This is a genomic window from Bradyrhizobium icense (genome assembly GCF_001693385.1).
GTDB classification, from domain to species: Bacteria; Pseudomonadota; Alphaproteobacteria; order Rhizobiales; family Xanthobacteraceae; genus Bradyrhizobium; species Bradyrhizobium icense.
Genome location: NZ_CP016428.1, coordinates 5,493,961 through 5,507,606 on the forward strand (window position 1 = coordinate 5,493,961; position 13,646 = coordinate 5,507,606).

At 58.6% G+C, this 13,646-nt stretch carries 10 protein-coding genes and 1 pseudogene; 6 read left to right on the top strand and 5 right to left on the bottom strand.

Translation table 11 applies throughout. The features are described 5' to 3' along the window. The first annotated feature begins 693 nt into the window (after positions 1–693). Both LMTR13_RS43425 and LMTR13_RS25780 read left to right on the top strand, forming a co-directional pair. Positions 694–1,316, top strand: a pseudogene (locus LMTR13_RS43425) (hypothetical protein). A 292-nt stretch (positions 1,317–1,608) separates the two neighbouring features. Next, positions 1,609–2,934, top strand: a complete 1,326-nt coding sequence (locus LMTR13_RS25780; protein WP_065730242.1) for a CapA family protein — start codon at positions 1,609–1,611, stop codon at positions 2,932–2,934. Between the two features lie 1,292 nt (positions 2,935–4,226). Here LMTR13_RS25780 and istB read toward each other — a convergent pair. The 5 genes from istB to LMTR13_RS25810 form a co-directional block, all read right to left on the bottom strand. Beyond that, positions 4,227–4,970: an IS21-like element helper ATPase IstB gene (gene istB, locus LMTR13_RS25785; protein WP_065727367.1), complete on the bottom strand. Its 744-nt coding sequence runs from the start codon at positions 4,968–4,970 to the stop codon at positions 4,227–4,229. Between the two features lie 11 nt (positions 4,971–4,981). Then, on the bottom strand, positions 4,982–6,520 hold the full coding sequence (gene istA, locus LMTR13_RS25790) for an IS21 family transposase (protein WP_083219417.1): 1,539 nt from the start codon (positions 6,518–6,520) through the stop codon (positions 4,982–4,984). 197 nt (positions 6,521–6,717) lie between these two features. Further along, a complete protein-coding gene (locus LMTR13_RS25795) occupies positions 6,718–6,960 on the bottom strand; it encodes a hypothetical protein (protein ID WP_065730243.1) in 243 nt (80 codons plus the stop codon). A 232-nt stretch (positions 6,961–7,192) separates the two neighbouring features. Continuing rightward, a complete protein-coding gene (locus tag LMTR13_RS25800; protein ID WP_156795795.1) occupies positions 7,193–7,717 on the bottom strand; it encodes an MBL fold metallo-hydrolase in 525 nt (174 codons plus the stop codon). 907 nt (positions 7,718–8,624) lie between these two features. Next, on the bottom strand, positions 8,625–9,134 hold the full coding sequence (locus LMTR13_RS25810; protein ID WP_156795796.1) for a hypothetical protein: 510 nt from the start codon (positions 9,132–9,134) through the stop codon (positions 8,625–8,627). A gap of 601 nt (positions 9,135–9,735) precedes the next feature. On the opposite strand from LMTR13_RS25810, the gene LMTR13_RS41205 reads away from it, so the two are divergent. The 4 genes from LMTR13_RS41205 to tnpB all read left to right on the top strand — a co-directional run bounded on the left by LMTR13_RS41205 (position 9,736) and on the right by tnpB (position 13,594). Continuing rightward, the gene (locus LMTR13_RS41205; RefSeq protein ID WP_156795797.1) at positions 9,736–9,954 is read left to right on the top strand and encodes a hypothetical protein; all 219 of its coding nucleotides are present in this window, start codon (positions 9,736–9,738) and stop codon (positions 9,952–9,954) included. Between the two features lie 638 nt (positions 9,955–10,592). Further along, entirely contained in the window at positions 10,593–12,032 is a 1,440-nt protein-coding gene (locus LMTR13_RS25815; protein WP_065730247.1) for a M20/M25/M40 family metallo-hydrolase, read from the top strand. Between the two features lie 795 nt (positions 12,033–12,827). Then, the gene (tnpA, locus tag LMTR13_RS39795) at positions 12,828–13,247 is read left to right on the top strand and encodes an IS66-like element accessory protein TnpA (RefSeq protein ID WP_083219223.1); all 420 of its coding nucleotides are present in this window, start codon (positions 12,828–12,830) and stop codon (positions 13,245–13,247) included. Further along, positions 13,241–13,594, top strand: coding sequence for an IS66 family insertion sequence element accessory protein TnpB (gene tnpB, locus LMTR13_RS25825; protein ID WP_065730249.1), 354 nt, complete (start codon positions 13,241–13,243; stop codon positions 13,592–13,594). The genes tnpA and tnpB overlap by 7 nt, the downstream gene beginning before the upstream one ends. The last annotated feature ends 52 nt before the right edge of the window (positions 13,595–13,646 follow it).

Sequence of the window (13,646 nt, forward strand, 5' to 3'; positions counted from 1 at the left end):
CGCTAAATGGCGCGAACTCACCAGCCAGTGTTCGCTAAAGTGCGATCGCATATGAGGTGCCGGGCGCCTGCCCCTCATTTGCTCGCGTCCTTCCCTTTGCTGCCCCAAAAAACTGAGGCGCGCGAAAACCGGTCATGTTTGACCCTGTTTCGACTGTAGCGATGCTTCGCTACGGGTTAATGCAATGAGGCGCCAATTCACGCTTAAATCCGGCGCTCAAGGCCTCCTCTTCGACGGAGTTCAACACCTCCGCCCTGAGCTTGTCGCGGACGGAGCAATGCGGGCAATAGAAGCAGACGACATCGCCACAGGGACGCCCACCGATGTGACCACCGCCGCCCGCTGCCGAATCGAAGCCGCAGTTCGCGCTTATGCCACCGCGCCTCGCTCAACCAACTGCTTCGCGGCTGCCATATAGGTCGCTTCGAGCGTCGGATCGCCGCCGATGACCTTCCCCGTCCAAGCCCCCGTCGCAACTTCGTAGATGACCAAGAAATCGAAGGCGGTCGGATCCGCTCGAGCCAGGCATGCGCCTCGGCGGCGGTGCCGGCCGCCCGCAGTCAAGACATAGGACCTCGAGAGAGCAACGGGCCGCACCATTTAGGACTCCGAAGAGCGTGGGATTTAGTGCGGCGCTATGGCCGCCGGACTTGGCGCCGAAGTCTCGATCCTCGATCGTTCGCTGCCACGCGAGTGCGCCAACTGACGAGTGGTTTCAAGGACGCGCCCGTACTCGCCTTTTTCACGACCGATCCAATCGAGGAGGAGATCCGCACAGTCGACCCAATCATCCGCAGTTTGTTGGTACCCGGCGCAAGCGCGCCCAAGCTGATCACTCGCGAAATGCTGACCCTTCTACGGCCAGGCACAGTGCTTGTTGATGTTGCGATCGATCAAGGTGGCTGCTTTGAGGCGAGCCGCGCCACGATCCACGTCGAGCCGACGTTCGACGTCGACGGCATCATCCATTATTGCGTTGCGACATACCTGGCAGTGTGCCGTGGACGTTGAGCCATGCGCTTAACAACGCCACTCTGCCGTACGGTCTGGCCATTGCGAACGGTGGCCTGTCGGCGATTACGAAGAATCCGGCGTTGCGTGCGGGGTCTTGGTCCATCGGGATGCCCGTCACTGGGAGCCTCGGCCTGACATTCACTCCGGTCAGCGAAGCACTCGCGGCCGGAGGATTGCACGCCTCCGCAGCAAAGGGGGAACACCCGTCCTTCCCAGCGGCTTGCTGCCCGGCCATCTTTCCGGATGAAAAAACAAAACGAGGTCCAGTAAATGCGATCCGCACAAGCTGCAAGAATGATTAATCGCCGCCTCGCGCTGCCCAACCTAGCTAATCAACGTCTGGGCGGCGAAAATCAGCAAGTTCGCGCCGATTTTCGAAGGAAAGCCGCCAGATAGACGCCATATATTCTCAAGCAACACATTAGCTGAGGAAAGCGAATATGCTTGAGATGCTTGCGTTCCCATCCAATTCGAAGCGCGTCACGGCTCGGGCCGTAGCGGACAAGGGTAGCGTTTCCATCGCCTTCTGTTTACGACAGCCGTCGCGTTCCTAGCCGCAATCCAGCAGCGCAAACGCAGAGCCCGGAAGATAAAATGACCCAGCAAAGCACCTTCGATACGGTAGGCTCAACTGCGACGAACGTAGCTGACGGCTTTACAATGGTGGCAGTGGGCGATCTTATGCTGAGGCAACCGCTTGTAAAAAATCCCGCAGCAGGGCTTGAGGAAGTTACGAAAATACTGAGAGGTGCGGACGTAACATTTGGCAACTTGGAAACGAATTTATTCGATATCCGCACCTTCAAAGGCAGTCCTCAGGCGGAGTCCGGGGGATCGTATCACGTAGCTCCACCGGAGACAGGGCCTGAGTTCAAGGCACTGGGATTTAATATGCTTAGTCGTGCTAACAATCACTCCTTCGACTGGGGAGTCGAAGGCATGCGTGAGACGACAGAAGCGCTAGATCAGCTCGGCATCATCCATGCCGGTGTCGGCGAAAATCTGGCTTACGCTGGAGCTCCTCGTTTTTTGCCAACCGTGCACGGTCGCGTTTCGTTGGTGTCTTTCGCCACAACGTTCACTCCGATGTCTTCCGCAGCACATTCAGCCGGTGAGGCGCCAGGCAGGCCGGGTATCAACGCTCTTCACCTCACAAGAAGTATTGTGGTGACTTCTGAGATGCTCGAGAGCCTGAGGCGGATTCGCCACGCGCTGCCCGATCCGATATCCGTTCACGAGGATGGGGAGCGAATTGTGCTTGCCGGCTCAACCTACAAGCTAGGCGATAAGGTCGGATATCAACATGAAACTGCTCCGCGAGAGATTGCTGAGATTCTGCGCAACGTTCGTCAAGGTAAGCAGTTTTCGGATTTCCTGATCGTCACGAACCACGAGCATGAACCTGGCAACTGGAGTCAAGTGCCGGCCGATTATGCTCAGTCGTTTGCGCACCAGCTGATCGATGCTGGGGTTGACGCGTACATCATACATGGTCCCCATCAGCTGCGAGGCATTGAGATCTATAAGGGGCGGCCCATATTCTACAGTCTCGGTAACTTTATATTTGATAATCTGCAAACAACTCAGGGAGCGGACCTGTTCGCCGACTACGGCAAGGATCCACGGATTGATACCGTAGCCGATCTGATAGTCGCGTCGATGGAAGGCTTTGTGCAGGCGGAATTCTACGAGACTGTCATTACTGTCAGTCGATTTGAACAGAACAGCCTTTCTGAGCTGCGACTGTACCCTGTTGAACTCGGCTATTCGAAAAGGTTGGCCGATCGGGGGGTGCCGCGTCTCGCCTCTGGCTCACAAGCTCGGGCTATCTTGGAAAGACTTCAAAAACTTTCGACGCCTTTCAGGACTCAGATCACCATCGAGAATGACGTTGGAGTCATTCGGCTAACGCCTGCATAGAGCAGCGCCCCTAAGACGTAAATAGATGGACCAATGCAACATGGTTGCGCAAACGCTCTGACGTCGCTCTTCTGAGTTTAAGCTGACAAGGTCAGGATCGTTATACTCGCCCAGCCAGCTGCCGTGCCGTAATGGTTTATCATTAAACCGCAGCTACCCATTTCGATCAGACGAACGAACCGCCGCGTCAGAAATGCGATCTGGTTGCGTGTGCAGAAACACGGGGGGTGGACTCCCATTTCCCATTTTCTCTTACTCTTTCGACAGCAGCAATCTCCAATACTCACTCGCGTTTTCGGTTAGAACTGATGGCGCGGGCCTCTTTTCCTGAGTCCAGCTTCTTTGCTTTGGTAACCTAGTGTTCTGTCCCGTAAGTTCGTAGCATAGTATTGGATGGGTTTCAGGTGTCCCTGATCGAAGCAGATACCCGATGCGCACCGGACGCAAGGCGATGCTGATGATTTCCAGCGACGAACGCACGTAGCTCACGGCCATAACACGGTCGCGCTCGCTCCCTGGCGCGCTGTCGCTGGGAGCAAAGATCGTGCTGGCTTGCGAACGTGAGCCGAGCAGGCCGTCGTGGCGACGCGGCTTGGTGTCGGCCCCGTACGATCGGCAAAATGGCGATCGCTTCATCGCAAATCGGATCGAGGGGCTCTACGACGAGATGCGTACCAGCAGGCCCCGCACAGTTGAGGATGAGGCTCTGGCCGAGGTGATCACCAAGACACTCCCTGCGTGCTCGCGCACCAAAAAGAACTCGCTGTCCAGCTCTCCGCTAACAACCTCCACCAGCGTCGGATCACAGTTCGCGAAATAGAAGCTGCCGTGCACGTCCCCATGTCCACTCCAAGCGATCTCGCAAAGTGTCGATCCCGCACGACGCTGCCCTCTACACCCGCAAACGCATCGAACGTTGCTCCCCACTCGCTTCGATCGCCGCTCCCTCCACTCCCCGCTTTCATCCACCTCGCCTGAATGCGCTGAATATCGATTCAGCCCAGCAAGACTGAGACGAGGGCTTCACAGGCAGGTCCCTGCGATACACCGTCGATCAGCATCTCGGCGGTCATGAGCCTTCGCCGCGATTCCGAGATGATCTCGCCCACCATTCCGATTTGATGTCGCCCGGGGCGCGAGGCGTTCTGGCTGTCAGTTTTCTGGCATCGGGCAAGCCGCGGGGTCAACCTTGAATCGCGGCTTGAGGGTCTTCTTCGTCTGCTGTTCTGTGGGCATGTGGGCAACGCGCTTGCGTTGTCCAAGCGCAGCGGCATGTCCACAGCGCCACTTGCTCAGGCCTTTCGGCTGGGTTTGCGGGTTCGCCGCATGCTCTCGCCGTTCAGATCGATCCGGTGGGCGTTATGGACCAGGCGATCGAGGACGGCGTCGGCGTAGGTGGGGTCGCCGATCAGCGCGTGCCATTGGTCGACGGGGAGCTGGCTGGTGACGATGGTGGAGCGGCGGCCGTAGCGATCCTCAAGGATCTCCAGGAGGTCGTGGCGGGCTGCTGCGTCGAGCGGCTCGAGGCCCCAGTCGTCGAGGATGAGGAGATCGACACGGCCCAGCGCACGCAGCAGACGGGGATGGCGGCCGTCGCCGCGCGCCAAAGCGAGATCGCTGAACAGCCGCGGGACGCGCTGATAAAGCACGGAGCGATTGTCGCGGCAGGCCTTGTTGCCGAGCGCCGAGGCGATCCAGCTCTTGCCAACACCGGAGGGCCCGCAGATCAGCAGGTTGGCGTGGTCATCGATCCATTGGCCTTCGACCAGCATCGTCAGGAGGCTGCGGTCGAGGCCGCGCGGGGTGCGGTAGTCGATGTCCTCGACGCAGGCCTGCTGGCGCAGCTTGGCATATTGCAGCCGCTTCGACAGCCGCTTGTCGCGTCGCAGTGACGCTTCGCGTTCGAGCAGGAGCGCGAGCCATTCGGCGTGGCCGAGGCTCGTGGCGTCGCCGCCGGCTTCGATGTCGGCGAAGGCCTTGGCCATGCCGTGAAGGCCGAGTGCGTGGAGCTGATCGAGGGTCGGATGGGTGAGCAAGATGGGATCTCCTAATTGTAGTAGCGCGGCCCGCGGATGTTGGAATGCAGGATCGGCGCGTCATCCGCGGAGCGCCTGGGGGAAGGACGCCGATCGAGATTGTTGGCGAGGATCGACTTGACCGAGCCGTAGGTGCGCGCGCCGATCTCGATCGCCCGCATGGCGGCGGCATCGAGCCGCTCTTGCCCGTAGGATCGAGCGAGCCGGATGATGCCGAGACAGGCGCGGAAGCCCTGTTCCGGATGCGCGCGCTCGTCGAGGATCAGATCGCACAGCGCCGCGGTGGCCGGCCCGATCGCGGCGGCCTCCTTGCGGATGCGCTCGATGGTCCAGCCGGCATGGCGCCGATGACTGGATGCCATATGCTCCGGCACGGTCGTGTGCTTGTGGTTGCCGCTCATGCGCTGATGCGCGGCGATCCGCTCGCCCTTGTGGAAAATCTCGACGGTGCGGGCGGTGAAGCGCACCTCGACCTCGGCGCGGACGAAGCGATGCGGGACGCTGTAGTAATGCGCCTCGACCTCGACGTGATAGTCGATGCTGACCCGGCAGATCCGCCACTCGGCGAACACATAAGGGCTCTCCGGCAAGGCCTGGAGTGCCGGCCGGTCGATCTCCTCCAATAGCTTGCGACGGGTCACGCCGAGCCGCCGGATCGGCCGCTCCTCGTTGAGCCGGGTCAGCAACTCGGCGATCGCCGCGTTGACCTCGGCGAGGCTGTAGAACGTGCGGTGGCGCAGCCGCCCGAGCAGCCAGCGCTCGACCATGAGGACCGCCTGTTCGACCTTCGCCTTGTCCCGTGGCCGTCGCGGCCTCGCCGGCAGGATGGCGGTGCCGTAATGCGCCGCCATGTCGGCGTAGCTGCGGTTGATCCGCGGATCGTAGAGGCAGGCCTTGATCACCGCCACTTTGGTGTTGTCCGGCACCAGCAGCGCCGGCACGCCGCCGATCGCCTCGAAGGCGCCGACGTGGCCGCTGATCCAGTCGGCGAGCCCCTGCGTCCAAGTCGCCTGTGCATAGGTGAAGCTCGACGCGCCGAGCACCGCGACGAAGATCTGCGCGGTGCGCCGCTCGCCGGTGAGCCGGTCGATCACCACCGGCACGCCGTCGCCCGCATAGTCGACGAACAGCTTGTCGCCGGCTGCATGCGACTGGCGCATCGTCACCGACAACCGGCCTTCCCAGGCGCGGTAAAGCTCGCAGAACCGCGAATAGCGATACCCGCCGGGCTCGCTTGCGATGTACTCCTCCCACAGGATCGACAGCGTCACGTGCTTGCGCTTGAGCTCGCGATGCACCGACGCCCAGTCCGGCTCGGCGAGACGTCGCTGGCCGCGCCGGGTGCCAGGACCGGCTCCCGCTGCCGCGAACAGCCGCGCTTCCAGCACCGTGTCGGTGACGTCATCGGGCAACGGCCAGGTCAGCCCCGATGCCTCGAACCGCCGGATCGTCAGCCGCACCGTCGAGGGCGCCGCCCCGACCCGCCGCGCGATCTCGCGGGTCGGCATCCCGGCCGACTTCAATCTGATCACATCGCGCACATGGCGCATCGCAAGCCTCTCCGTCGGCATCCTGGTCCCCCCTTGCAAAGCCGAAAGGCGGGACCGTAGCGGAGCCAGAAGAGGCCTCGTCACCCCGGGCGACATCATCCCGGAATGGTGGGCGAGATCATCTCGGAATGGCGGGCGACGTCAAATCGGAACGGTGGGCGAGATCATTCCGGAATCGTGGGCGACATCGAGCGGAATCAGCATTCTGAAAGATATGGCAGCATTCGCGCCCAGAATAGATCGATGAAATAGTTTGCGGGTTCACCTACGATATCACGGAAGGCTGCTTCCTTACGTTCAATATAGTCCGTGTACTCGGCGATCCTTGACTGATCCACGGCAATCAGCTCTCCATGCCCGGGGCATACGAGATCAGGCTTCGCCGCCTGGATCACATTCGCGCAGCGGCGATGCATCTCCAGCTGAAAGCTGTTGCGCATGAGGCGAACCCGTAGTCAATCAGCATCGCGTGGCCGCTTCCACTCAGCACAATGTAGAAATTAGAGCAGGTGTATGGTCCCGCCCACAGCAGATGTTCCGTACGGCTGTAGCCTAGTCTCACGGATAGTCCGCGCGTCCGTGGCACGGCTGTTGCGGCCGGCCGTTGAAAGCCCGCCCATACTAGCGAGCGTCTCTAACCTCGATTCAAGCCTTCCAATATCCGCCTTCACTTCACTGATCCGCGTCCCATGCGACGGATAGGCAGTCTCGGCGTCCTCCTTTTTTAGAGCAAGGATCGATTGCATTGTAAATTCGATGCCAAGCAATCACCATAACTGTACTCCATTGCATGAAGTTGATAGAGTTTCCGCCGCTTGTCATCAGATCGCCTGTAAAGGCGACCTTTCTACCATCCGCATCTGCGATCAGGCTGACCATACCGTATGTATGGTCCTTGGCCGGCAGGACGCGGAACTCGTACTCCTTCCAGACAAAAGTACCGTAGTCTTCGAGAATGGCATCGACCAGAAGATTTTCTCCTAACGAGAAAAATCTGTTGCTGTCGTTATAGTTGTTATAGATGCGTCGAGCCTGCCAATACGCCTCCACGTTGTCGAACAGGTGGCGTTCGTATTCTGGCACGGCAATTTTTGCCCTGGCCTTCTGGACAAGGGGTGTTCCCCAGCACTGACCCTGTGGTGATGGGTATGTAGAACCCAGTCGACCCGCTCGATACCCATCGGCAAGATGCTGCATGATGGCGCCGGATCCTGTATCGATCAGCAGGCACTCCGTGCCACGTTTCAGAGCGTAAACGTTACAAGTATCCCGAAACTCCAAAAGGGTTCGGAGCGCTGGATCAGAGACATTTCATTTACTTCCGCGTCATTGTGTTTTCCGTCACTCAAGACGGTCGGCTCCTTAACAGGGTTACGTTTAACCCTGCACAGTAGCGATATGTCGATATTCATTAAGGCAACGAGTCCCACCTCAACGCTTAAATTGTGCGTTTCGAGGACTCCTTTGGACGGATTTCACCCAGCGACGTGCGGGCGGCGCCCCAGCTATCGGCGATTTCATAGACGCCAAGGTGATCACTGAGTTTGGCGAGGTGCTCGACGATCTAAGCATGCCGAGAATTGGTTTGCGCGGAGGTGTCTGCTTTCAAATCTGCGCTAAGACGAAACAAACCAAAGACGGAACTGCTGAAACGATGCCTCCAGACTTGCCTGGCTTGGCAAGAGCGGTCGGCCGTAGCTCTGCTCAGAGTCAGGAAGTGAGCCGGCAGTGCATGTGGGAGATCAGATCCAACATTTTGTGTCTGGAGGAAGCTCGCCAGTTCGAGCAATGTACTTGGAACACTGGGCCACAGTGGATGATCTTGATGAGAATTAACCAAGTTGGAGTGTTACGGTCGACGTGGCGTCGAAATCGGGACACGTCGACCGTTTATTCGTCACGACCAAATCAAAGGTGGTGCTGTTGAAGAATGGCTTCCTGTGGCGTAAGCCCTGCACAAGGGATGCCCTGGCCGTCCAGATGTCTCTGACGGAAAAGAACTACAAGCATCTCTCGCGAGCGTTGCTGGACAACAAGAAGCCCTCGATAACTCTGTTTTTTGGGATTTCGGTAGTCAAGAGCTGACCAACTTCACTAACAGGGCTCACTTGCGCTCAAGCATCGCCTCGACAAGCTCGGTTAAAAGTCGCTCTGGAGTTCTGAGGAGCAAACGCACAATTCTCCGAAATGGCGCGCTGCCATGGTCATGTCTGATGGATTGCGGTCTTCCGAACAAAAGCGGCGCGGGCTTCGCGGCACACGATCCAGCCGCATCGCCGTTGCTTATGAGGCCGGCCGCGATGGCTTCTGGTTGGTGCGCTGGCAGAATGAACGGAATCATACACGGGTAGCTAGCCCCAAATTCCGTATCACCCTCGATCTGCGCTTGAACAATCCGCGCGGCATAGTCGTTTTCGCGTATTCCCGGCTTAAGAGTGTCGACCGCGACGCCCATGACTTTGTCGACGATTTTTCCGGCCCGACGTATGAACTCAATCTCACGCGGTGTCTTGATGGTCCTGAGCCAATTCACCATAACACCGACATCCACCCATTCGGCGTCGGGAATGTTCTTTTGAAGAGTGAAAAATCCGCGCGGACTGAAAAAGAACATCGCCTTTAGCCTATCCGGCCGGTTTTCCATCCGCGCTGTTTGATTTCATGCGCGACAGCTTCCATCCCGTGATTCGGAATAAATTGTCCGCATAGGCGTCAGCGTAGCCGACAATGGTGTCCTCAGAGAGCCACACTGTATTGTGCGCTGCGGCGACATCGATGCCACGTCCGACCCAAACCGGCTCAACATCAGCGCTCGGCACAAGTAAAGCTTGGGGGTTTTGATAGTTCCAAGCGTCTTATCCGGAGATGTAGTTCATATTCGCTGGATTAACCAGCACAAAGCAGAGACAGTCCTTTGTCATTCATCTGGGTGCGCAATCGCGTCAGACGGTCTTGATACTCCACCTTTGGAAATGCGAGCGTCATCCTTCCAACTCCTTTCTGTTTTATCGTGTCAAGCTATTCCTTAAGAGAACAAAGAAGCGCTACTCAATTTTTGGAATCCGCGTGAAACGAACAAAGCGAGAAATGTCGCAAAGCACGCAAGTCTGCTAGGGCAAGTCGCGTTTCAAGACGGCCATTCATCGCTTTCGCCGGTAGCTGCCGAACTAAGAGCAGAACACCGGCACTTAGCCCGACGCGGCGACGGGACACTGATGGCGATTAGAGAAGCCGGACGCCGAATTTATCGCAACAGCACCTTGCTCGACCAGCCGCCGGGCAGCCGTCATGAAAAGTGGTCTCAGCGCCGTATCGCCACCGACCACGTTTTTTTAACCGCCCTGATAGGAAAAAGGCGCAGGATTGCCGGACGCGAGCTTTGGCGGCTCTCCACATCGAGAGTTCAAGGTAAGTGTGAAAAATCATCGCGCTGACTGAGATCGCTCGCCTGCGGATTCGAGCTAGTTGGCGACGAAATTGCGCGTCAAATCCGAGAAATGAGAAGATTTTATGCCGTTAAGCTTCAGCGATCGTGGCGGCGCATCCGCTAAATAAGAGCGCTGTAGCCCGTGTCGACCGCGCTGGATCCGCATCTTGGCCTTCGCCGCAAGCTCAAATCTCGATTGTCCCACCATTGGCCCGCCGCGACTAGACCGGGCGTCGACCGCCCTATCGTTGCTGGAGCGACGCCGGTGTGCGGCAGTATCCTTCGGCTCGGCGCCAGCTGCTCGCCGGTTCGGAGCAGCAGCGACCGCGAGCGCGCTACCCTGCACAGTCAGGGGAGATATGATGCGGCTCCTGTAAGTTCTTCAGAACGAACCTCGACGCTGGCGCAGTTTCAACCGCTTTCACCTTCATCCTCGGATCAACGCCGCCAGTCTGAGGCGCGTCTCCCTTCCCGGGTGTTGTCCGCCGCAAAAAATCTTTGATTGCGCGAAGCACGCAGATCTTGGACGAAGCATGCCCTTCAAATGCGTATTCTGAGCATATCATCAACCCTATCGTATTGATATCTGCAGCCTTACACTCTGGTTTAGCTAAATCCGATATCGTAGTAAGAGGATTGTCGCACATGAGTCCCAATAGCCGCCACACCGCCGGTGCGGAATTGTCCAGGGTATTCGAGCATATCGATGCGAACAAAGATCAGTTCGTCAGCCGCCTGCTCGATTACCTGCGACACCCCAGTATCAGCGCCCACAACATCGGTATGAGCGAGGTCGCCGAACTCCTTGTGACGATGCTGAGCCGCTTGGGACTCGAAGCACGGACGATTCCGACCTCGGGATACCCGATGGTACTGGCGAGTTGGAATCGCGCACCAGGAGCACCGACCGTCTTGCTCTACGGCCATTACGACGTCCAACCTCCGGACCCGCTGGAAGCCTGGATCAGCCCGCCATTCGAACCGACGATCCGAGATGGGCGCATATATGCGCGGGGTGCCGGAGACAACAAGGGCCAACACTTCGCCCAGATCCTAGCATTGGAGTCACATTTCGCTGTACACGGCCGCTTGCCATGCAACGTGCTGCTCTTACTTGAAGGAGAAGAGGAGATCGGAAGTCCGAACATTGCGGAATTCGTTCGGGCTCACCGTGACCTGCTCAGAGCAGACTTGGTCATAACAGCCGATGGTCCGCTGCACGAGTCGAACCGTCCGATTATCACGTACGGGGTTCGCGGAATCGTATCCTTCGAGCTCCGGGCTCGTGCCGCAAATCGCGATGTTCATTCGGGCAACTTTGGCGGCGTCGTCCCAAATCCAATATGGACGCTGGTGCACTTGCTGGCAACAATGAAGAACGCAGATGGGGAGATTACAATTGATGGATTTCGCGATGATGTCGTGGCGCCGACAGAACGCGAGCGCGCCGCGACGGCACGATTGCCTCAAATTGCTGAGGATGTTAAGCGAGCTCTCAATCTCGCAACGTTGGATAATCCGGTAGATCGACCACCGGCTGATAGCCTGATGTTCTATCCGACATTGACTATTAACGGATTCCACGGGGGTTACGCCGGACCCGGACCGAAAACGATCGTGCCGCATGAGGCTTTCGTGAAATGTGATGCCCGTCTCGTGGAACGGCAAAACCCTGACGACATCCTTGATAAGATAGAGGCTCACGTAAAGAAACATGCCCCGGATGTCGAGTTCCTGCGCGTTGAGTCCACGCCACCGTCGAAGACGCCGCTTGATGCGCCGTTCTCACAAACTGTTCAATCTGCAGTGCATGCAGCGCACGGCGTAGAGCCTCTCATCTATTCCTCGCTCGGAGCAACTTTACCAGATTACGTCTTCACGAAGATCCTCGGCACACCCTCCTTTGTGGTGCCCTATGCTAACGCCGATGAGGCCAATCACGCGCCAAACGAGAACATCAGGATTGACTGCTTCCTGAAGGGAGTGCGCACTGGAGCTGCTGTCTTGGACGCTTTGGGCAAGTCTGTGGAATCAAGTGGACCTATTCACTCGGATGGTGAAAACGGGAGCTGGCTCGAACCGTGATCAGCGGCACTCGTTGCGTCCCAGAGACGATGGCGTCATCGGACGAGCAACAACAGGGCGAACGTTCTGCACGGCTGCCAAGCATAGTATGTCCACTCCTGCTGGCGGGGCCTGGTTGAGAATGGCGAGCCGCGCTGCATTCCTGCGGCACCAGGTGGTGGCGCATATACGCGCCGAAGGCGGGGCAAATTGAAGCTTGCCGGCAATTGGATCAAGATGTCGGCCTTCTGCGGACAGCGCCGCGCGTCAACCGCGCCCGCGCTTGGTGCTGACCGCGCCCATATCTGGAGGAGTTGGGATAGACCTAAATCTCGGATACCCTAGACCAACCAATGTTGCCCTGTTAGCCATTGATGTCGCCACGATGGGTAACGAAATGCCATAACATGGCTCTTCGACATGCTGCCCCGCCCCATCGCCTTCACTAAATCGGTGACTACACATTCCCGAATCAGTGCCAACAAGGCCTCTTCCGGCGTGCGTCGCGGGCTGAAGGAAACCGGGAAAATAGCCGCCCTTCAATCTCGGTGTCTCCAGCGCGATCCTGGACCCCAGTGGCTCAGAGCCGCCCTCGATTGCGGTTGCAATCAAGCTCCCGCAACTGTGAACGCGGCGCCGGTCCGCGCCTCGACCTCCATGTCCACGATCCGTTGGCCGTGAAGGCCAACATCTCGCGCACAAGGTCGCCGTCGGCCTGCCTCTCGACCGTAAGCGTGGCGCCGAGGCCCTTCAGATTGCTTGAGCGCAGACCTGAGAGCACCGTTAGAAGAGTCATCTTCGGCAAGGGTGCTCACAATGGACGACCATTCTGACGACATAAGACGACCGTTGTCGTCGCGTATCGAAGTGTATGCTGGTGCAGGTCGAAAGCGCTGGCCGGATGATTTGAAGGCACGGATTGTCGAGGAAAGCCTTGAGCCAGGCGCAGTTGTAACAGATATCGCACGCCGTCATGGCTGCCGGCCACAGCAGGTGCATGACTGGCGGCGCCGAGCGCGTTTAGGTCAATTGGTGCTGCCGTCTCCGGCGGATACATTATCGTTCGTGCCTTTGGTGTCGGAATCGGCGCCACCAGCGGCCGCGGAGCCCTCGGGATCGCGGGAAGCAGCAGTTGTTACGGTCGAGTTCCAGGGGGCACGAGTGGAGGTGCGGGGAACGCCTGGCCTTGTGTTGAGCGATGTGTTCATGGCACTCCGACGGACACGTTCATGCTGACGCTGCCCGCGAGCCTCACGATTTACGTCGCGACCCAACCTGTGGACTTCCGGAAGGGCGCGGATGGCTTGGCGCTCTTGGCGAAGGAGACGCTGGGCCATGACCCGATGAAGGGGGTGGCGGTGGTCTTCCGTGCAAAGCGCGCCGATCGGGTGAAGATTGTCGTCTGGGATGGCAGTGGCCTTGTGCTGTATTGGAAGCGGCTTGAGAGCAGCGCCTTCAAGTGGCCGCCGGTTGTTGACGGCGTGATGCGGATGAATGCCGCGCAGTTGTCGGCGCTTCTGGCCGGCATGGATTGGACGCGCATGCACGCGCCTCGAATCCCGCAGCCGAAAGCGCTTGCGTGAAGATATAAAATCTTCGCTGCATCGGGGCGCGAAGCATGGCAGACTCGGGCCG

Excerpts from the sequence above, each read along its gene's own strand:
- LMTR13_RS25780 (WP_065730242.1), top strand. The coding sequence starts at position 1,609 with ATGACCCAGCAAAGCACCTTCGATACGGTAGGCTCAACTGCGACGAAC.
- istA (WP_083219417.1), bottom strand. The coding sequence starts at position 6,520 with ATGCGCCATGTGCGCGATGTGATCAGATTGAAGTCGGCCGGGATGCCG.
- LMTR13_RS25795 (WP_065730243.1), bottom strand. The coding sequence starts at position 6,960 with ATGCGCAACAGCTTTCAGCTGGAGATGCATCGCCGCTGCGCGAATGTG.
- LMTR13_RS25800 (WP_156795795.1), bottom strand. The coding sequence starts at position 7,717 with ATGCAGCATCTTGCCGATGGGTATCGAGCGGGTCGACTGGGTTCTACA.
- LMTR13_RS25810 (WP_156795796.1), bottom strand. The coding sequence starts at position 9,134 with ATGTTCTTTTTCAGTCCGCGCGGATTTTTCACTCTTCAAAAGAACATT.
- LMTR13_RS41205 (WP_156795797.1), top strand. The coding sequence starts at position 9,736 with ATGGCGATTAGAGAAGCCGGACGCCGAATTTATCGCAACAGCACCTTG.
- LMTR13_RS25815 (WP_065730247.1), top strand. The coding sequence starts at position 10,593 with ATGAGTCCCAATAGCCGCCACACCGCCGGTGCGGAATTGTCCAGGGTA.
- tnpA (WP_083219223.1), top strand. The coding sequence starts at position 12,828 with ATGGACGACCATTCTGACGACATAAGACGACCGTTGTCGTCGCGTATC.
- tnpB (WP_065730249.1), top strand. The coding sequence starts at position 13,241 with ATGCTGACGCTGCCCGCGAGCCTCACGATTTACGTCGCGACCCAACCT.